This is a genomic window from Brevibacterium pigmentatum, assembly GCF_011617465.1.
Classification (GTDB): Bacteria; Actinomycetota; Actinomycetes; order Actinomycetales; family Brevibacteriaceae; genus Brevibacterium; species Brevibacterium pigmentatum.
On sequence record NZ_CP050153.1, the window covers coordinates 152,642 to 170,744 of the forward strand.

19 protein-coding genes and 1 pseudogene are annotated in these 18,103 nt (G+C 65.9%); 9 read left to right on the forward strand and 11 right to left on the reverse strand.

Annotated elements, in window-relative coordinates; genetic code table 11:
* Positions 1-3: 3 nt before the first annotated feature.
* The 6 genes from paaD to GUY30_RS00685 all read left to right on the forward strand — a co-directional run bounded on the left by paaD (position 4) and on the right by GUY30_RS00685 (position 5,585).
* Positions 4-567: a 1,2-phenylacetyl-CoA epoxidase subunit PaaD gene (paaD, locus tag GUY30_RS00660; protein WP_228281566.1), complete on the forward strand. Its 564-nt coding sequence runs from the start codon at positions 4-6 to the stop codon at positions 565-567.
* Positions 567-1,685: a 1,2-phenylacetyl-CoA epoxidase subunit PaaE gene (paaE, locus tag GUY30_RS00665; protein WP_167193224.1), complete on the forward strand. Its 1,119-nt coding sequence runs from the start codon at positions 567-569 to the stop codon at positions 1,683-1,685. Before paaD ends, paaE begins: the two co-directional genes overlap by 1 nt.
* Before the next feature lie 91 nt (positions 1,686-1,776).
* Entirely contained in the window at positions 1,777-2,940 is a 1,164-nt protein-coding gene (locus GUY30_RS00670; protein WP_167193226.1) for a thiolase family protein, read from the forward strand.
* A 59-nt stretch (positions 2,941-2,999) separates the two neighbouring features.
* The gene (locus tag GUY30_RS00675; RefSeq protein ID WP_167200562.1) at positions 3,000-3,866 is read left to right on the forward strand and encodes an enoyl-CoA hydratase/isomerase family protein; all 867 of its coding nucleotides are present in this window, start codon (positions 3,000-3,002) and stop codon (positions 3,864-3,866) included.
* Positions 3,863-4,735, forward strand: a complete 873-nt coding sequence (locus GUY30_RS00680; RefSeq protein WP_167193228.1) for a 3-hydroxyacyl-CoA dehydrogenase family protein — start codon at positions 3,863-3,865, stop codon at positions 4,733-4,735. Before GUY30_RS00675 ends, GUY30_RS00680 begins: the two co-directional genes overlap by 4 nt.
* A 73-nt stretch (positions 4,736-4,808) precedes the next feature.
* A complete protein-coding gene (locus tag GUY30_RS00685; protein WP_167193230.1) occupies positions 4,809-5,585 on the forward strand; it encodes an enoyl-CoA hydratase/isomerase family protein in 777 nt (258 codons plus the stop codon).
* A gap of 41 nt (positions 5,586-5,626) precedes the next feature.
* Here the strand turns inward: GUY30_RS00685 and GUY30_RS00690 are convergent, their stop codons facing one another.
* From GUY30_RS00690 to GUY30_RS00710, 5 genes are all read right to left on the reverse strand, one after another.
* On the reverse strand, positions 5,627-6,397 hold the full coding sequence (locus tag GUY30_RS00690; RefSeq protein WP_167193231.1) for a TVP38/TMEM64 family protein: 771 nt from the start codon (positions 6,395-6,397) through the stop codon (positions 5,627-5,629).
* Positions 6,398-6,442: 45 nt separating this feature from the next.
* The gene (locus GUY30_RS00695; RefSeq protein ID WP_167193233.1) at positions 6,443-7,759 is read right to left on the reverse strand and encodes a S1C family serine protease; all 1,317 of its coding nucleotides are present in this window, start codon (positions 7,757-7,759) and stop codon (positions 6,443-6,445) included.
* Between the two features lie 240 nt (positions 7,760-7,999).
* Entirely contained in the window at positions 8,000-8,170 is a 171-nt protein-coding gene (locus GUY30_RS00700) for a hypothetical protein (protein ID WP_167193235.1), read from the reverse strand.
* 15 nt (positions 8,171-8,185) lie between these two features.
* A complete protein-coding gene (locus GUY30_RS00705; protein WP_167193237.1) occupies positions 8,186-9,556 on the reverse strand; it encodes an L-lactate MFS transporter in 1,371 nt (456 codons plus the stop codon).
* A gap of 204 nt (positions 9,557-9,760) precedes the next feature.
* On the reverse strand, positions 9,761-10,546 hold the full coding sequence (locus GUY30_RS00710; RefSeq protein WP_228281567.1) for a SurA N-terminal domain-containing protein: 786 nt from the start codon (positions 10,544-10,546) through the stop codon (positions 9,761-9,763).
* Positions 10,547-10,794: 248 nt separating this feature from the next.
* Between GUY30_RS00710 and GUY30_RS00715 the strand changes: the two genes are divergently transcribed.
* On the forward strand, positions 10,795-11,151 hold the full coding sequence (locus tag GUY30_RS00715) for a VOC family protein (protein ID WP_096168356.1): 357 nt from the start codon (positions 10,795-10,797) through the stop codon (positions 11,149-11,151).
* Here the strand turns inward: GUY30_RS00715 and GUY30_RS00720 are convergent.
* The 3 genes and pseudogenes from GUY30_RS00720 to GUY30_RS00725 all read right to left on the reverse strand — a co-directional run bounded on the left by GUY30_RS00720 (position 11,132) and on the right by GUY30_RS00725 (position 13,153).
* Positions 11,132-11,971 (reverse strand): alpha/beta fold hydrolase, encoded by an 840-nt coding sequence (locus GUY30_RS00720; protein WP_228281569.1) that lies wholly within the window; start codon positions 11,969-11,971, stop codon positions 11,132-11,134. The genes GUY30_RS00715 and GUY30_RS00720 overlap by 20 nt on opposite strands.
* Positions 11,972-12,021: 50 nt before the next feature.
* A pseudogene (locus GUY30_RS17830) lies at positions 12,022-12,306 on the reverse strand (epoxide hydrolase N-terminal domain-containing protein); the annotation flags it as partial.
* Positions 12,307-12,370: 64 nt separating this feature from the next.
* Positions 12,371-13,153, reverse strand: a complete 783-nt coding sequence (locus GUY30_RS00725; protein WP_167193239.1) for an NAD(P)H-dependent oxidoreductase — start codon at positions 13,151-13,153, stop codon at positions 12,371-12,373.
* A gap of 67 nt (positions 13,154-13,220) precedes the next feature.
* Between GUY30_RS00725 and GUY30_RS00730 the strand changes: the two genes are divergently transcribed.
* On the forward strand, positions 13,221-13,556 hold the full coding sequence (locus GUY30_RS00730; RefSeq protein ID WP_025777424.1) for a winged helix-turn-helix transcriptional regulator: 336 nt from the start codon (positions 13,221-13,223) through the stop codon (positions 13,554-13,556).
* Between the two features lie 56 nt (positions 13,557-13,612).
* Here GUY30_RS00730 and GUY30_RS00735 read toward each other — a convergent pair whose 3' ends face one another.
* Positions 13,613-14,170: a dihydrofolate reductase family protein gene (locus GUY30_RS00735; RefSeq protein WP_139467764.1), complete on the reverse strand. Its 558-nt coding sequence runs from the start codon at positions 14,168-14,170 to the stop codon at positions 13,613-13,615.
* A gap of 159 nt (positions 14,171-14,329) precedes the next feature.
* On the opposite strand from GUY30_RS00735, the gene GUY30_RS00740 reads away from it, so the two are divergent.
* Positions 14,330-15,529, forward strand: coding sequence for a M20 metallopeptidase family protein (locus tag GUY30_RS00740; protein WP_167193243.1), 1,200 nt, complete (start codon positions 14,330-14,332; stop codon positions 15,527-15,529).
* A gap of 124 nt (positions 15,530-15,653) precedes the next feature.
* Here GUY30_RS00740 and fdhA read toward each other — a convergent pair whose 3' ends face one another.
* Both fdhA and GUY30_RS00750 read right to left on the reverse strand, forming a co-directional pair.
* Positions 15,654-16,868, reverse strand: a complete 1,215-nt coding sequence (gene fdhA / locus GUY30_RS00745; protein WP_167193245.1) for a formaldehyde dehydrogenase, glutathione-independent — start codon at positions 16,866-16,868, stop codon at positions 15,654-15,656.
* Positions 16,869-17,030: 162 nt separating this feature from the next.
* Positions 17,031-17,963, reverse strand: coding sequence for a LysR family transcriptional regulator (locus GUY30_RS00750; protein ID WP_167193247.1), 933 nt, complete (start codon positions 17,961-17,963; stop codon positions 17,031-17,033).
* Positions 17,964-18,103 lie beyond the last annotated feature (140 nt).

Here is an 18,103-nt window from a genome sequence, read left to right on the forward strand (position 1 = left end):
GCCATGCTCGAGACCTCCCCGACCGACACCCGCACAGCTGACATGGATACCCGTACGACCGACACCGCCGCCGAGGCGATCGACCGTGCCCGGGCCGCCGCCGAACGCGTGACCGACCCCGAGATGCCGATGCTCACCCTCCTCGACCTCGGAGTTCTGCGCGACGTCACGATTGAGAACGGCCACGTCGTCACCACCATCACCCCCACCTATTCGGGCTGCCCGGCGATGGCGACGATGCGCGATGACCTGCAGCGCGAACTCCTCGAGGCCGGTTTCCCCGACGCCGAGGTGCGCGTGTCCCTGACACCCGCCTGGACGAGCGACTGGATCACCGAACGCGGCAGACAAGCACTCAAGGACGCCGGAATCTCCCCACCCGGAGCCGCACCGCGCAACTCCGGCCCGGTGGCGCTGACGCTCATGCCCACCCGCCGCGCTGTGACCTGCGTGCTGTGCGGATCCGACGACGTCAGGCTGTCCTCCGAGTTCGGCGCGACCGCGTGCAAGGCGATGTACCAGTGCAACGACTGCCTCGAACCGTTCGACCATGTGAAGGAGATCTGATGACACAGACGATCGATCAGACCGCCGAGGCGGCTCCCGCCACCGAGCCCGCCGACGGACGCTCCCGGTCGGCTTTCTACCCGCTGACCGTGAAGTCCGTCGACCACCTCACCGAGGATTCGGCCGCAGTGACTTTCGACGTGCCGGCCGAATACAGCGAACTCTTCGACTTCGCCGCCGGACAGTCCCTGACCCTGCGACGCATCATCGACGGCCAGGAGCACCGCCGCACCTATTCGATCTGCGCCCCGGCGGGAACCGCCCCGCGCATCGGTGTGCGCGAAGTCCCCGAAGGCCTCTTCTCCCTGTGGCTGGTGGGCGAGGTCCGAGCCGGCGACGTCATCGAGGTGCAGCCGCCCTCGGGCAGCTTCCGCGCCGACGCCTCCGCCGGCGGCCGGCATCTGTGCATCGCGGCGGGTTCGGGAATCACCCCGATGCTCTCCATCGCGTCGACCGTGCTGTCCAACCCCGAAGCCTCGGTGACCCTGCTCTACGGCAACCGGCACACGAACACCGTGATGTTCGCCGAGGAGCTCGCCGACCTCAAGGACGCCCGCAACCAACAGCTCGACCTCGTCCACGTGCTCTCCCGCGAACCCCGCGATGTCGAGCTCTTCTCCGGCCGCCTCGACGAGGAGAAGCTGCGGGATCTGCTCACCGCCATCGTCCCGATCGGCAGCATGGACCATGTGTGGCTGTGCGGACCCTTCGGCATGCTCGAAGACGCCCGCAAGGTGCTCGCCGAATTCGACGTGCCGAAGGACCGGATCCACTTCGAGCTCTTCTACGTCGACGAACCCCCACCGGAGGTCGTCCACGCGGACAAGGTCGTCGAAGGCGCAACCAGCGACGTCACGGTCATCCTCGACGGCAAGCGTTCCACCTCGGCGATGTCGCAGGGCAAGACCATCCTCGATTCCGCGCAGGAATCCCGGTCTGATCTGCCGTTCGCCTGCAAGGGCGGAGTCTGCGGAACCTGCCGCGCGAAGATCTGCGGCGGCGAGGTCAACATGGTCCGCAACTATGCTCTCGAGGACGCCGAGGTCGAAGCGAACTTCGTCCTTACCTGCCAGACGTTCCCCGTCAGCGACGAGGTCACGGTCGACTTCGACTCCTGAGCGTCCCGAACCCCAGTGGGCGCGGGCCCGCACACCAACGGGTGCAAGCCCGTACCATGTCACCTACCCGAACTCTTCAGCGAGGAGACCCATGCCCGAGGCATTCATTCTGGACGGACTGCGCACCCCCATCGGACGCTACGGGGGTGCACTGGCCGACCAGCGGCCCGACGACCTCGTGGCGACCACGATGAAGACCGTCGTCGAGCGGGCGGGCATCGACCCGACCGATATCGACGAGGTGATCCTCGGCTCGGCGAACCAGGCCGGTGAGGACAACCGGAACATCGCGCGCATGGCCGTGCTCCTGGCCGGACTGCCCGAATCCGTGCCCGGGTTCACCGTCAACCGTCTGTGCGCCTCGGGGATGACCGCGATCACGACGGCACGGGCGATGATCGCCGCGGGAGATGCCGATGTGGTCGTGGCCGGCGGAGTCGAATCGATGACTCGAGCCCCGTGGGTGAGCGAGAAGCCCTCGCGTGCGTGGTCGAAGCCGGGACGGACCTGGGACACCTCCATCGGCTGGCGGTTCACGAACCCCGCCTTCGGTGAGGACACGACTCTGTCGATGCCGCAGACGGCCGAACGCGTTGCCGAGAAGTGGCAGCTGAGCCGTGAGGCCCTCGACGAATTCGCCTATCAGTCCCATCAGAAGGCGCTCGCCGCGCAGAACGCCGGCAGCTTCGGCCCGGAGATCCTGCCCATCGGAGAAGTCACCGCCGATGAGGGCCCGCGCGATTCGACGCTGGAGAAGCTCGGCAAGCTGCGCCCCATCCACGGACCCGGGGGCGTCATCACCGCCGGAAACTCCTCCTCGCTCAATGACGGCGCCGCCGTCGTCGTGCTCGTGTCCGAGGACTATGCGAGCAAGCACGGACTCAGCCCGCGCGCCCGCGTCGTCGCCGGTGCCAACGCTGGAGTCTCCCCGGAGATCATGGGCATCGGCCCCGTCCCCGCGACCCGGAAGGTGCTCGAGCGCACCGGGTGGAAGGTCGGCGAACTCGAGGCTGTCGAACTCAATGAGGCCTTCGCCTCCCAGTCGCTGGCGTGCATGGGCGACCTCGGCCTCGACCCGGAGACCGTCAACGGCTTCGGCGGAGCGATCGCGCTCGGCCACCCGCTGGGCTGCTCGGGCACCCGCATCACTCTGACCCTGCTCAACCGCCTGGAGCAGGCCGGGGCGAAGAAGGGACTGGCGACTATGTGCGTGGGCGTCGGCCAGGGTTCGGCGCTGCTGCTGGAGCGCGTGTGAGCGCCGGCGGCCCCGGCGGGGACACGAACGGCGCAGCCGGTGCACCCAACGGCCCCGGCGTGAACGATTCCGCCTCCCCGCTGCTCATCGAACGCCGTTCCGACCGCACGATCATCCGCCTCAATCGGCCGGAGGTCCGCAATGCCATCGACCAGTCGATGGTCGATGCCCTCCATGCCGTGTGCGCCGAGCTCGAGGCCGAACCGAAGGTTGCGATCCTCATCGGCACCTCGGGCGTCTTCGCCGCCGGTGCGGACATTTCGCAGCTGCGCAACCGTCGCCGCGATGATGCCCTGGCCGGGATCAATTCGAAGATCTTCTCCCGCATCCAGGAGCTGCCGATGCCGGTCATCGCGCTCGTTGAGGGATTCGCCCTCGGCGGTGGGGCCGAGCTCGCGTTCGCCGCGGACTTCCGCATCGGCACCCCGTCGACGAAGATCGGCAACCCGGAGACCGGTCTGGGCATCCTCGCCGCAGCCGGAGCCGCGTGGCGCCTGCGCGAACTCGTCGGCGAGCCCCGCGCCAAGGAGATTCTCCTGGCCGGGCGCACCCTGCAGGCCGACGAAGCCAAGGCGATCGGTCTGCTCAATGACGTCGTCGATCCCGAGGACCTCGAACTCGCCGGTCAGGCGCTGGCCGACCGGATAGCGAGCTTCGCACCCCTGGCCGTGCGGCTGAGCAAATCGGCGTTCCACGCGCCGCGTGAAGCGCATCCGCTCATCGACAATGTGGCCCAGGCCGTGCTGTTCGAAACCGACGAGAAGTTCGCCCGCATGGATGCGTTCCTGTCCAAGCGCGCGGCGAAGAAGGCGAAGAAGGCCGCCGAGGCGGAAGCAGCCGAGCGTGCACGCGCCGAGGCCGTGGCGACCGAAGCGATGGATCAGCAGAGCGATCCGCGAACCCGAGGAGAAGGCGACAACGCATGAGCGAGCCCAACACAGACACCCCCAGCGAGGCGGCCCCCACCATCGCACGTGTCCCTGATGTCGTCGGCGTCTACGGCGGCGGACGGATGGGTGCCGGAATCGCGCATGCCTTCGCCACCGCCGGTGCCCGCGTCATCGTCATCGAGAACACGGACGAGACCGTGGCAGCGGCCAGAGAGCGCATCGACGCGTCTACGAGTAAGTCACGGTCCAAGGGCATCGAGGTGCCCGGCACCGTCGTCGTCGACCGTGACCCGACCCTGCTCGACGAGGCCCTCCTCGTCGTCGAAGCCGTGCCCGAGATCGTCGAACTCAAGCAGGAAGTGCTCGCGAGCATTGCGAAGCACGCTCCTGCAGCATCCATCGGCACGAACACCTCGGCGCTGTCCATCGATGAGCTTGCCGCTGCCCTGCCGCGACCGCAGGCGCTCATCGGGCTGCACTTCTTCAACCCGGTGCCCGTGTCCGAACTCGTCGAGGTCGTCGTCGGCACCCACACCGACGTGAAGCTCGTCGATGTTGCCAAGGATTGGGTGACGGGGCTGGGGAAGACGGCGATCACGGTGAAGGACTCGCCCGGATTCGCCTCCTCCCGCCTCGGCGTGGCTCTTGCTTTGGAAGCGATGCGGATGGTCGAGGACGGTGTTGCCAGTGCCGAGGACATCGACCGGGCCATGACCCTGGGCTACCGGCATCCGGCCGGGCCGCTGACAACGACGGACATCGTCGGCCTCGATGTGCGCCTCGGCATCGCCGAGCACCTCGCCGCTGAGATCGGCGAGCGTTTCACACCCCCGCAGATACTGAAGGACAAGGTCGCCGCCGGTGAACTCGGCCGCAAGACCGGACAGGGTTTCTACACCTGGTGACACCCTGGTGACGGGCGCGACTGCGTCCGCCACCTCAGGCGCAGCAACTGCAAGGACACGCAAAGGAGCATCCATGACCGAGATCCAGCTGAAGAACCGCGGCCCGATCGCCGAACTCGTCCTCGACGGACCCGAGTCCCGCAACGCCCTCGACGCGGACAACCTCCGCGATATCGCGGCCGCCGTGGCCAAGGTCGCCGAGGCGGTCCCCAACGTGCGCGTGCTCGTCATCCGCGGGGAGGGCAAGGTCTTCTGCTCCGGTCGCGATATTGCGAACGTCGACGTCGAGACCGATGACGCCCACGCCTTCCTCGCAGAGATCTTCGCCCCCGTGTTCCAGGCGATCCGCGCGCTGCCGATCCCGGTGATCGCCCAGGTCCAAGGGGCCGCGCTCGGGCTCGGGTACGGAGTCGCCGCGGCCGCGGACATCATCTTCGCCGCTGATGATGCGAAGTTCGGGTCCCCGTTCGCCGCGATCGGCGCGATGCTCGATTCCGGCGCTCACCACGTGCTCCTCGACCGGGTCGGCTATCACCGGACGATGGACCTCATCGTCACCGGTGATTTCATGACCGGCGCCGAGGCGGCCGCCACCGGGATCGTCTCCCGTGCGGTCCCAGCCGCGGAACTGTCCGACTTCGTCGAATCGAAGCTCGAGAAGATCGTCACCGGACCGGCCGAGGCCTTCGCCATGGAGAAGGGCTTCGTCCAGAAGCTCGCCGACGAACGGCCGAACCTCGCCGAGGTGCTCGCCCAAGAGGCGGCCCTGCAGGAATCGGCGCGCCAGACCCCGGACTACGCCGAAGGCTTCAGAGCCTTCCAGGAGCGCCGCAAGCCGAACTTCGGCTGAGCCGCTCGTTCAGTGCGTCGCGGGGTCACTGCGTCGCCGGTTCACAGTGCCCGACGGTGGTTCTCATCGTCGGGGCTCTCCGTCGACCCGTTCTTCGTTTTCTCGGCATCCCGCGAGCTCTTCCATCGGCGCATCGTGATGATCGTCAACGCGATGACCAGTGCCCAGGAGATGCCCACTGCGATGCCGTTGAGGGCATTCGGGTCCCCGATGAAGGCACCGACGGCCACAAGTGAGAGCTGGCCCGGCAGGGACGAGATGACAGTGGCGCTGAGGAATGTGCGGTTGTCGATTCCCAGTGCCCCGCTGCCGTAGTTGACCGGCCAATACGGGAAACCGGGCATGAGGCGCAGGGCGCACACCGCGTAGAAGCCGCCGCCGGTGAGCTTGGATTCGATCGTCTCGGCATGGGACCCGAGCAGACGTAGAACCGTGTCCCGACCGAGCGCCCGGGCGATCCAGTAGCCGAGCCAGCAGCCCCCGACGACTCCGGCCATCGACAGGAGGGTGCCGAACGGCAGTCCGAAGATGAGTCCTCCGGCCGTGGCCATGATCGTCACAGGGATCGGGGTGGCGGCAACGCCCATATAGATGAGGACGAAGACGGCGAAGCCCCAGAATCCGGCGGCCGCGATATCGTCCTGCAGCACGTCGACCGAGGGCAGGCGAACATTGAAGACCGCCCACACACCGGCCAGCACGGCGAGTGCGAGGGCGATATTGCGCAGGATCGTCGACCAGTCGAGACGCTCCCGGTTATGCCGGGTGCGGGGCGACCACTCCGCGGGCGAGGCGTCTTCGTATCCGGACATGGCCCGATCTTACGTCTCGCCCGGGGTGGTAGGGCAATCCCACCGTCAGGCTGCGGGACCCTCGGTCAGAGTCACCTCGCTGGTGTGGGACTGACCGTCGGCGTCGGTCCAACTCAGCGACACGGTGTCACCGGGCTTGTGCTCGGCGATGGCGGACGACAGAGCAGTGCCGTCGGTGATCTGCGTCGAACCGATCTGGGTGATCGTGTCACCGGCGGTCAGTCCTGCCTCGGCCGCGGGGGTGTTCTCATAGACACCGGCGACGACCGCACCCTCGGCCTGCGACGCTGAACCCGATTGACTGGCTCGGCCCGGCTGGATGGGCTGTGAGTCCTGCTGGACGCCGATGCCGAGGAATGCCGGATAGCCGATCGTGTTCGTGCTCGTCTGCTGTCCGTCGATGATCGCTTCGGCAGTCGTCAGCGCGGACTCGATGGGGATGGCGTAGCCCGTGACGACGGGGGCGCCGGAGGAGGCGGCCGTGTTCATGCCCACGACTTCTCCTTGGTCATCGAGCAGCGCCCCGCCTGAATCGCCGGACACGATATCGGCCTGGACTTCGATCATGTCTCCCAGAGTCTCCGAGTCCTCGGAGCCCTGTGCGGTGGTGGTGACCGAAGCGCCGAGGTCGGTGACCGAAGCGCCGAGGTCGGTGACCGATCCGTCGGCGGCCTGCAGCTGTCCCTGCCCCTCGGAATTGCCGACGGCGGTGACATCGTCACCGACGGCGACGGAGTCTCCATCGATGGTGGCCGGCTGCAGGTTCGAGGCGTCCTTGAGCTGGAGCACCGCGACGTCCTTCGTCGAATCGGAGCCGACGACGGAGGCCTCATAGGTCTTGCCGGTCGTAGTCACGGTGACGGAGATCTTCGTCGAATCGGCGATGACGTGGTTGTTCGTCAGCACCAGACCGTCCTTGCTCAGTACGATGCCGGTGCCGGCCGCCTCGGCGTTTTCGTAGCCGAGCTCGGTGTCGATGAGGACGACTCCCGTGGATTCCTCGGCGCTCGCCGGGGACGCCTCCTGCTGGGTCGAGCCGTTGGAGTCCTGGCCGGTGTTCGGCGACTGCGCGTTCCCGCCGGGTGCGGTGCCGTTGCCGGGAGTGACGCCGTTGGTTCCTCCCTGGGTGCCCTTTCCCTGACCGAGACCGGACGACTGACCTCCACTTTGTCCGGGATCGGTGCCCTGTCCAGGATCAGTGGCCTGTCCGGTGAAGGGGATGGCTGACTGGGTGGTCGCGACCGTGGAGGTGTGGGCCGCCGCGGCAGCCGGCAGTCCCGCGGCCGTGCCGACGGTCAGTGCCAGTGCGGCTGCGGCGGCAGTGACCGCTGCCGCCAGGCGACGACGGGGGTTGGTGCTCATGGTCTGTGCCTTTCTCTGCTGAGTGGGAGTGCGTGATGACTCCTATTCAGCACCTGGACGCTGTGGCCAGGCTGTGGCGCAGCTGGAGCGAGGCTTCGACTTCGTCAGGCGAGAGCTGAGAGGGCCGGACCGGGGCATGAATGCGCCGATCCCTGCGGAGCTGAACTCAGCTCCGCAGGGATCGGCGGGGTGACGGCTGCGGCAGGGCCGCCTCGGCGAGGGTTTCAGCCTGAGGGATTCTCAGCCGGTGAAGATCGCGACGGCCTTGACCACGGTCAGGGACAGGCCCCAGAGGAGGCCGCCGACCACGACGACGGTGAGGACGGATCCGACGGCCCGGTAGGCACCGCCGACGGGGGACTGCGGTGAACCGGAGTCGGGGACGTGGGCGACGGGGGTGGAATCGTTCATGATCTGACCTTTCCTTCAGTTCTCTTCGAGGGCGGCGGCCTGCTTGGCGGCGACGTCCTCTTCGCGTTCGAAATACTTCTCGCTGACCGGGCGGACGAGCGCATTGGCAATGAAGCCGATGACCAGTGCGCCGACCATGATGAACATGCCCGGGGTGTAGAGCTCGGGGCCTTCCTTGCCCGCGGCCTCACCGGCTTCGACGACGGAGTTGACGATGAGCGGACCGGCCACACCGGCGGCCGACCATGCCGTGAGCAGCGCACCGTGGATGGCGCCGACTTGGTAGACGCCGAAGAGGTCCTTGAGGTAGGCGGGAACAGTGGAGAATCCGCCGCCGTAGAAGGAGATGATGATGAGGGTGGCGAGCACGAAGAGGATGATCGACGCGCCGCCGAAGAGCGCGACGAGAAGATAGAGGATCGCCCCGACGCCGAGGTACATCATGTAGTTGTTCTTCCGCCCCAGGTAGTCCGAGGTCGTCGACCAGATGAAGCGTCCGCCCATGTTGCCGATGGAGAGCAGGCCGACGAAGCCGGCTGCCGCGGCGGCGGTGATGCCGAAGTAGGACTGGATCATCGGGGCGGCGTTCTCGAGGATGCCGATGCCCGCGGTGACGTTGAGGAACAGGACGACCCACAGCAGCCAGAACTGCGGTGTGCGGATGGCGTTGCGCACGGAGACGTTGCCCTTCGTCTGCATCGGCTTGGCCTCCACCTTCGACGGGTCGAAGCCCTTCGGGGTCCATTCCGGGTGGGGGACGCGGATGACGAAGGCGCCGGCGGCGATGACTACGGCGTAGACGATGCCGAGGGTGACGAAGGTCGGGGTCAGACCGGCGACGAGGTGTTCGGGATCGGCACCGCCGCCGTAGAGGGCCATGAGCTGGTTCGACATCGGGCTGGCGATGAGCGCACCGCCGCCGAAGCCCATGATGGCCAGCCCTGTTGCCAGGCCGGGACGGTCCGGGAACCATTTCATCAGGGTCGAGACCGGGGAGATGTAGCCGATGCCCAGACCGATGCCGCCGATGACTCCGTAGCCGAGGTAGACCAGCCACAGCTGGCCGGCCACGATGCCGAGGGACGCGATGAAGAAGCCGACGACCCAGCAGGTTCCGGCCGCGACCATCGAGGCGCGCGGACCGTTCTTCTCCACCCAGGGGCCGAAGACGGCCGAGGAGATGCCGAGCATGAGGATCGCGATCGAGAAGATCCAGCCGATCGCGACCTCACCGGAGTCGAAGTGGGACATGAACGGGATCTTGAAGACGCTGAATGCGTAGACCTGGCCGATGCACAGGTGGATGGCCAGAGCGGCCGGTGGGATCAGCCACCGGTTGAAGTTCTTCGGCGCGACGATCGCCGAGCGCGTGAGAATGGAAGCCACGGGAAGTCCTTTTCTGCGATGAAACTCGTGTCACCGTCGACACTGGTCAGCGGACGGAGCGGGCGACCGGCGGTCAGCCGACCGACCGGATAGTCCACCTCAGGGTAAGTTCCACACAAAGAAAATGCGAGGAATGCTCAGCGTTTTCTTGAGAAAAGGCGGCAATTTCTTGCCAACTGGGACGGAATCCGTGGCCTCCGGGGCTCAGAGGCGGATCGTGACGTCGGCCTGCTTGCGCAGCTTCTTCGCGAACTTCTGAGTTGCCTCCTGAGACTTCTGGCTCTTCACCTGCTCCTTGAGCTGGGGACGCATCTCCTCGATCGGCGGCATCTCCTGCTGGCCCTGGCCGCCCTGCTGAGCCATCTGCTCCTGCTGGGTCTTCGCCTGTTCGTAGGCCTGCCCGATCTCTTCGCCGCTGACCTTGAACTCACCGTACTCGTCTTCGACGAGGCCTTCGATCTTCAGCTGGTTGGCAAGCTCCGAGCGGACCTTCTTCTCATCCATGCCCTGGTCCTTCATGGCCTTGAGGAAGTCCTTCTCGCTCATCTGCCCCGACTTCGCGGATTCCTTGAGGCCCTTGTCGATGTCCTTGTCCGAGACGTCGATCTTGCGCTTGTCGGCTTCCTGGACGAGGACTTCGGTGCTCACGAGGTTCTCAGCGGTCTGCTTCTTCAGTCCCTTCTCATCGACCGGCTGGCCGGACTGCTGAGCCTGCATCTGCATCTGCTGGTACTGGGTTTCGAAGAGGGGGACGAACTCGCTCTTCTTGATCTTCTTGCCGTTGACCTCGGCGACCACCTCGGGGATGTCCTTGGTGTTCGGCTTGCCCTGCTGGCCCTGTTGGTCCTGAGCAGAGTCGGCGCCGGGGGACTGTTCGGCCGCGGCCGAGGACTCCTTCGGTTTTGCTTCGTCGCCCTGACTTCCGCAGGCGGCCAACGCCACCACGGATACGGACATGGCCAGGCCCAGCAGCCACCGGTTCGTTCGCACATTCACTCCTGCTCATCGGTTTCAGCCTGCCAGGCTAACAGTGCCGACTCCCCGAAGAATGTGTGGAGTATGTGCGTCGCTTGGCAAGGACGATTGCGGTGGTTGGGCTCGGGGAGGTTCCTGATCCTTTCTGTTCGTCTCGGACTCGTCGATCGGGCGCTGACGGCAGGCCGCCTCGGCGGGTACACTTCGGCTACCGGAAACGCACGGAGCACGGTCCGTGCCATCCGCAGCGAAGGGAGTTGGCCATGGAATCGACGTTTCGCGGGGTGTTCCTCACCTGCACCGACGCCGAGGCGACCGCCGCCTTCTATCGCAAGATCGCAGGGCTGCCGCTGACGACCGAGGGCGATGAAGAGTACTCGTACTTCGTCGTCGAGGCCGGGGGAGTGCAGTTGGCTCTGCATTCGGCCGAGGCGTTCGCCGACTATGCGTTCCCGCCCGTCGCCGAGTCGAATCTCACGCACCTGTACTTCCGGATTCCGGATCAGGCGGAGTTCCTCGAACGGATCAAGAACGCCGGCACTCCGCTCGTGGCGGTCGATGACGTCGTCGTCACGGTCGAGGACCCCGACGGCCGGAAAGTCATGTTCGGCACGGCGTGAGGATTGCCGTCAGTCCGGCCCTGAGGTCAGCGAGGAAGTCGTGCGGTGCTTCGAGGGACGGGAAGTGTCCGCCTTTCGGCGCTGCCTGCCAGCGGACGACGCGCCGGTAGCGCTGCTGTGACAATCCGCGCGGATACCTTTCGATATCGCAGGGGTACATCGTGATCGCCGTGGGAACGTCGACGCGCAGGTCGGGGTGGAGGGAGTCGTGGCTTTCGGCGTAGATGCGCGCCGAGGAAGCACCGGTGCGCATCAGCCAGTACAGAGAGACATTGTCGAGCAGTCGGTCCCGTGAGATCGTCTCGAACGGGTTGTCTCGGGTGTCCGTCCATTCGGCGAACTTGTCGAGGATCCACGCCAGCTGGCCGACAGGTGAGTCGACGAGGGCATAGCCGATGGTCTGTGGGCGGGTGGCCTGCTGATGGGCATACGCGGCCCGATTGGCCCAGAAGTCTTCAGCGTCTTCGGCCCATGCGCGTTCGTCTGCTGTCAGCTCGTCGAGTGATGCGCCGGGGACGCCGGGGGCGTAGGTGGTGTGGATTCCGATGAGGTGGTCGGGGAAGCGTCCGCCGAGGATCGTGGTGATCACTCCTCCCCAGTCGCCGCCGAAGGCTGCGAAGCGGTCGTAGCCGAGTCGTCCCATCAGCGTGACCCAGGCTTCGGCGATTCTGTCCGTCGACCAGCCGGTGCTGCTCGGTTTGTCGCTGAAGCCGAAACCCGGCAGTGACGGAACGACGCAGTGGAACGCCGGTGCCTCGGGATCGGTCGGTTCGGCCAGCTCGTCGATGACGTCGACGTATTCGGCGATGCTGCCGGCCACCCATGGGTGAGGACCAACGGGGTTGCGTTGGGTCGCGAGGACCGGCGGTGGAGGAAGTGGATTCGGAGTCCGTCGATGACGGTGCGGAACTGGCCGATCTCGTTGAGCCTAGTCTCGAAGTTTCGCCACGAATAGTCGGTTCGCCAGTAGTCCACAAGGTCGACGAGGTCAGTGAGCGGGACACCCTGGGACCACCGATCAGGACCCGGCGCAGGTGACTGACTCGCGACGGTCTCTGCTTCGGGCAGGCGAGCCGAGGAGAGTCGGCGGTTGAGGTCATCGATTTCGGACTGAGGGAGGCAGAGGTCGAAGGGTACGACGGCACTTGTGCTCATGGGTTCGGTGGTCCTTTCGAGGGCGGGGCGGACAACGGACGGCGAATCTGTATTGAGCGACCGGTCAGCAGGCAGTGTGGATCCGCAGTCCGTGTTCTCCGGGGCGCAGGTGGGGTGCAAGTTCCCAATCGGTGGTGTACTCGCCGGTGAACTGCGGCCGGTAGGGGATTGTCGGGGCAGTGAAGAGCTCGCCGAGGCGGTCTGTGAGTCGGGTACGGATCAGCGTCAGGTCGTCGATACGGTCGGCGCTGGGAATGGCGAACGGTTCGAGCACGCTCATGCCGGTGTAGGCGAAGGTCCCGTGGAGGAGGCCGAAGAGGAGCTCGTTGAGCTCTCCGGACTTCCCGCGGGGGCCGATGGCGTGCGGGCGATCTCCAAGTGTGGTGATGACGAGTGCCCGTTTGCCGGTGAATGGGCCTTGCTCGAAGCGGAGCCGTCGTCCCGTGTTTTCGTCGGTTCCGAAGGCGAAGCCGCTGACGAAGACTCGGTCGAACCAGCCTTTGAGAATCGCCGGCATACCGTACCACCACAGCGGGAACTGAATGACGGCAGCGTCGGTTTGCCGCAGCTTCTCCTGCTCGCGGACGACCTCTGAGGGCTGGGTGCCGGTGAGGTGGGCAGTGCGGGTGTCGGCACTGACGCGGAACCGATCCGATGAGTGGATGTCGGCATCGCGCGGACGCACCACCGGGTCCCATTCCATGGCATAGAGATCGGATTCGACGACGGTGTGGCCGAGCATGCGCAGGTGGTCGATTCCGGCGGTGCGCAGGCTCCCGTTGAGCGAGCGAGGATCCGGGTGTGCGCTCAACCAGAGGACGGCCGAACGGGTGTCATCGTATTGCATGTCTCCATCGTGGATGCATAGAGTACGAGCGTCTAGTACGGACATTTCTGTCCCTGTGGAGGTGCCTATGCGGTTGCCGGTCCGGCGCGCGATGGAGGTGTGCCCGGTCGAGGTGGCGGTCTCGGCGGTCGGTGGCACCTGGAAGCTCACTGTCATCAAGCATCTGCTCGACGGAACTCGCCGGTTCAACGAACTCGGGCGACTGGTGCCTTTGGTGAACACGAAGACTCTCACCAGGCAGCTGCGCGAGCTCGAGGAGGACGGCTTGGTTCTGCGCACTGTCTATCCGGAAGTTCCGCCGCGCGTCGAGTACTCACTGACCGATCTGGGGCGCAGCCTTCAGCCGATCGTCGAGGCGATGAACGAGTGGGGCAAGGACTTCGAACGCACTCACGCGGACTGAAGACAGAGGCAAGTGCCGTCCGCGGGCTCTGGCGCTCGGTCCTGCCGTATGGTGCTTCAGGCGCTCGGCTCGTAGGCCGAGTAGGTGATGCCGCTCGGGAAGGACTTCGCATCGATGAGCTTGAGGCGCGGCGGTCTGGCCGAGTGCGCGCCGTCGTGAAAGTAACCGCGTCCGCGACCCTGCCATACCGGATAGGTGAACATCCGATACTCATCGACGAGTCCCTCCGCGATGAGTTCGTGGGCCAGGGTGATGCTGCCGGTGACGATGACATCGCGTCCCGGTGCCTCGCGCAGGTCAGCGACCGCGCGCAGCGGATCGGAGCTGATAATCTGTGTGTTCTGCCAGCCCGGTTCGGTCAACGTCGAAGACACGACGCGTTTGTCGACCTGATTGAGGTGGTCCGCGACTCCGGTGGTGTCATCGGTGGCGTTCGGCCAATAGCCGCGGAAGTCCTCGAAGGTCTGCCGACCGAGCAGCAGCACGTCCTCGTTCGCGGACTGCCGCATGAGTTCGGCCGAGAGCTCTTCGTCCTGGGCCTGCGGATCGAACCAGTCGTCGAGCATCTCGACACGACCGTCGAGGGTGATGTTCTGAGTGATGATGATGCGCACGCTCGGTCTCCTCGTTGAGTGACGTGGGTAATCAACATTACTTGCCCGTGCAGACCGGCAACAAGGGTGCGTTGACCACCGCAGGGCATAGATTGGTAACAGCAGCCGACCGGAACCGGTCGAACCGAACCGCACGCCACCCATACGATGAGGAGCCCCATGACCACCCCAGATTTCCGCACCGAAGCTCAGGGCCACCTCGGCGATCTCATTTCCCTGCGACGCAAGCTGCACGCGAACCCCGAACTGGGATTCGACCTTCCCTTCACGCAGCGGACGGTGCTCGATGAGCTCGTCGGGCTGGGACTTGAGATCACGACGGGGGAGTCGCTGACCTCGGTGGTGGCCGTCCTCAAGGGCGGGAAGCCCGGGCCCGCAGTCCTGCTGCGTGGAGACATGGACGCGCTGCCGGTCGTCGAGGACACCGGCCTGGACTTCGCGTCGACGAATGGGAACATGCACGCGTGCGGACACGACCTGCACACGGCAGGACTCGTCGGCGCCGCCCGACTGCTCGCCGCTCACCGGGAGGAGATCCCCGGATCGATCATCTTCATGTTCCAACCCGCCGAGGAGGTCGAGGGCGGGGCCGAGCCGATGATCGCCGAGGGGGTGCTCGAGGCCGCCGGAGTCCCAGCCATCGCGGCCTACGGAATCCACGTCGAAGCCGACGTTCGGGGTCGCTTCACGACGAAGGGCGGGCCGCTCATGGCCGGGTTCGCCGACCTCAACCTGACCATCCACGGAGCCGGCGGGCACAGCAGCCAACCGCAGGCGACCCGCGACCCCGTGCCGGCGCTCGCCGAGGTGGTGCTGGCCCTGAATACGATGACCGGCCGGTCCTTCGACATATTCGACCCCGTCGTCGTCTCGGTCACCCAGCTCGAAGCCGCGCAGGCCAGCAACGTCATCCCGGACTCGGCGAAGCTCACCGCGTCCATCCGCTTCCTCTCCGCCGAGTCTCTGGCACTGCTGCAGGAGCGGGTGACCGAGATCGCCGAGAACATCGCCCGGGCGCATCGCTGCACCGCCGAGGTGGACTTCCGAGTGGGATTCCCCGTGACCGTGAACAACGCGTCCGAGTCAGCACTCGTGCTCGAACGCTTGGGCTCCGTGTTCGGGTCCGAGCGGGTCGTCGAGATGGAGCATCCGCGGATGGGGTCGGAGGACTTCTCATTCGTCTTGCAGAAGGTTCCGGGCACATTCGTGTTCCTCGGCGCGACGCCCGAGGGCATCGACCCGGACGCCGAGACGAACCACTCACCCAGGGTGGTCTTCGACGACGGCCTGCTCGGGGATCAGGCCGCAGCGCTCGCCCACCTGGCGTTCGCGCGGCTGGTGGACGAGGAGAAGCGCTGACGAAAACAGTGGTCGCAATCGGATGCTCAGGAGGTCCTGAAAGCATCCGATTGCGACCACTTCTCACCGCTTCACCCGGCTTTCGGCCATGAGAAGCACGGGCTCAGCGTGAGGTCTGAGAGCCTCAGGCGGAGATGAGGCCGTGCGGGTCGAGGACGAACTTCTTCGCCACGCCCGAATCGAAGTCCGCATAGCCCTGCGGGGCATCCTCGAGGCGGATCGGTGTCGCGTTGACGTTCTTCGCGATCGAGACCTTGTCGTGCAGGATCGCCTGCATCAACCCGCGGTTGTACTTCATCACCGGGCACTGGCCGGTCACGAACACATGCGACTTCGCGAATCCGAGGCCGAAGCGCATCGACAGCGACCCTTCCTTGGCCGCCTCATCGGGCGCGCCCGGATCGCCGGTGACGTAGAGGCCGGGAATGCCGAGGCTGCCGCCGGCCCGGGTGATGTCCATGAGCGAGTTGAGCACCGTTGCCGGCGCCTCGTGGCTGGCGTCCTTGCCGTGTCCGCGCGCCTCGAAGCCGACGGCGTCGATTCCGCAGTCGACCTCGGGCTCGCCGAGGATCTGCGCGATCTGGTCCTTCGGGTCGCCCTTGGACACGTCGACCGTCTCGCACCCGAATCCGCGGGCCTGAGCCAGGCGATCCTCGTTGAGATCGCCGACGATGACGCAGGCCGCACCGAGCAGATGCGCCGAGGTGGCTGCGGCGATTCCGACGGGACCCGCACCGGCGACGTAGACCGTCGAACCCACACCGACGCCGGCGCTGACGGCACCATGGAAGCCGGTGGGGAAGATGTCGGAGAGCATCGTGAGGTCGAGGATCTTCTCCATCGCCTGGTCTTTGTCCGGGAACTTCAGGACGTTCCAATCGGCATAGGGCACGAGCACGTACTCGGCCTGTCCGCCGACCCATCCGCCCATGTCGACATAGCCGTACGCCGAACCCGGGCGGTCCGGATTGACGTTGAGGCAGATACCGGTCTTGCCCTCCTTGCAGTTGCGGCAGCGGCCGCACGAGATGTTGAACGGCACCGACACGAGGTCGCCGACCTTGACGACCTCGACGTCCCGTCCGACCTCGACGACCTCACCGGTGATCTCGTGGCCGAGCACGAGGCCCTCCGGGGCCGTCGTGCGGCCCCGGACCATGTGCTGGTCGGAGCCGCAGATGTTCGTCGCCACCGTCTTGAGGATGACGCCGTGATCGACCTTGCGGCCGACATTGGCGGGATTGACTCCAGGCCCGTCCTTGAGGACGAATTCCGGGTATTCGGTGTCGATGACCTCGACCTTCCCGGGACCTGCGTAGCTGATTGCCTTATTGCTCATCGTTGAGCCTCCATGTGTGCGAAACGTGGGAGTTCGACATGCGAATGTGACGAACTGGGGTCCGTCGACATCACTGACATATCAGTCTGACATCAGACTTAGACGCAGTCTCGCCGTCGTGACAGAACTCTGTCAAGCCCCCTGCAGGGAACATGTGCAGGCTCAGGAGTCTTCGCGCAGGCGCGTCGAGAGAATGTACTGGGAGGTCGTGCGCAGATGTTGAAGGGAATCCCTGATCAGCGGAGATCTGCGACTGCCTGCCCGCATGGCGGCGATGATCTTTCGGCTCAGTCGGCCGGAGCCTGTCAGGCGAACCCGGCTGACGTTGTCTTCGCCGGCGAGACTCGCCAGTCGCGGCAGCAGGCTGACTCCGATGCCTGCCCCGACCAGGGCTGCCGAGGTCTCCCACTCGGCCGACTCGTGTGCCACCGATGGTGTCACTCCCGCCGCTGTGAAAGCAGCGATGAAAAGTGAGTGATAGGGCGATCCCGGGCCTGCTGTGATCCACTCCTCTCCCGCGAGTTCGCTCAGCGTCACCGACTCCCGACCTGCAACCGGGTGATCGGCGGGCACCATGACGTCGAGGGGGTCATCGAGAAGGTCGATGCTTTCGAACCGGTCATCTTCCTCGACTTGGACATTGCCCTGCATCGAGACGATGACGGCGAGGTCGATGCGCTCGGCGACGAGGAGTTCGAAGCAGCGGGTCGGACTCGCTTCGACCACGTGGACGCTGATCCCGGGACGAGTCGTGCGCAGCTTGGCCGCCAGCGGCGCCAGCAGGTTCGACGAGGCGGTCGAGAAGCCGCCGATGCCGAAATGCGTCGGTGCCTGGTCGCCGGCTCCGAGCGCACCGGCGCGGATGTCCTCCCACGCGGCGGTCAGCTCGTCGGAGCGGCGGACGAGATAGCGGCCGGTCGACGTCAATCGCAGGCCACGTCCGTCCTTGACGAGCAGCGTCATTCCCAGGGCCTGCTGCAGCTCTCTGAGCTGGCCGGAGACCGCCGATGCGGAGTAGCCGGTGAGCTCGGCGGTGGCGGCCACGGTGCCGCAGGCGGCGAAGGTGCGCAGTGTCGTCAGGCGTGGATCGATCATGCGCACAATTATGCAGTGAATCCGCAGAATATGTAACGAAATCTCGCGCTTTTTCTGCAGGGTGTTCCTCGCTAGTGTGACTGTCGAGATCGTTCCGGCAGCACACGGTCTCCGCGGTCTCCGCCGAGGAATTCGCCCGT

What these genes read in the sequence shown, in the direction of transcription:
- GUY30_RS00725 (WP_167193239.1), bottom strand. Translation starts at nt 13,153, where the DNA reads ATGCAATACGATGACACCCGTTCGGCCGTCCTCTGGTTGAGCGCACAC.
- GUY30_RS00680 (WP_167193228.1), top strand. Translation starts at nt 3,863, where the DNA reads ATGAGCGAGCCCAACACAGACACCCCCAGCGAGGCGGCCCCCACCATC.
- GUY30_RS00685 (WP_167193230.1), top strand. Translation starts at nt 4,809, where the DNA reads ATGACCGAGATCCAGCTGAAGAACCGCGGCCCGATCGCCGAACTCGTC.
- GUY30_RS00740 (WP_167193243.1), top strand. Translation starts at nt 14,330, where the DNA reads ATGACCACCCCAGATTTCCGCACCGAAGCTCAGGGCCACCTCGGCGAT.
- GUY30_RS00690 (WP_167193231.1), bottom strand. Translation starts at nt 6,397, where the DNA reads ATGTCCGGATACGAAGACGCCTCGCCCGCGGAGTGGTCGCCCCGCACC.
- paaD (WP_228281566.1), top strand. Translation starts at nt 4, where the DNA reads ATGCTCGAGACCTCCCCGACCGACACCCGCACAGCTGACATGGATACC.
- GUY30_RS00670 (WP_167193226.1), top strand. Translation starts at nt 1,777, where the DNA reads ATGCCCGAGGCATTCATTCTGGACGGACTGCGCACCCCCATCGGACGC.
- GUY30_RS00700 (WP_167193235.1), bottom strand. Translation starts at nt 8,170, where the DNA reads ATGAACGATTCCACCCCCGTCGCCCACGTCCCCGACTCCGGTTCACCG.
- GUY30_RS00750 (WP_167193247.1), bottom strand. Translation starts at nt 17,963, where the DNA reads ATGATCGATCCACGCCTGACGACACTGCGCACCTTCGCCGCCTGCGGC.
- fdhA (WP_167193245.1), bottom strand. Translation starts at nt 16,868, where the DNA reads ATGAGCAATAAGGCAATCAGCTACGCAGGTCCCGGGAAGGTCGAGGTC.
- GUY30_RS00695 (WP_167193233.1), bottom strand. Translation starts at nt 7,759, where the DNA reads ATGAGCACCAACCCCCGTCGTCGCCTGGCGGCAGCGGTCACTGCCGCC.
- GUY30_RS00730 (WP_025777424.1), top strand. Translation starts at nt 13,221, where the DNA reads ATGCGGTTGCCGGTCCGGCGCGCGATGGAGGTGTGCCCGGTCGAGGTG.
- GUY30_RS00715 (WP_096168356.1), top strand. Translation starts at nt 10,795, where the DNA reads ATGGAATCGACGTTTCGCGGGGTGTTCCTCACCTGCACCGACGCCGAG.
- paaE (WP_167193224.1), top strand. Translation starts at nt 567, where the DNA reads ATGACACAGACGATCGATCAGACCGCCGAGGCGGCTCCCGCCACCGAG.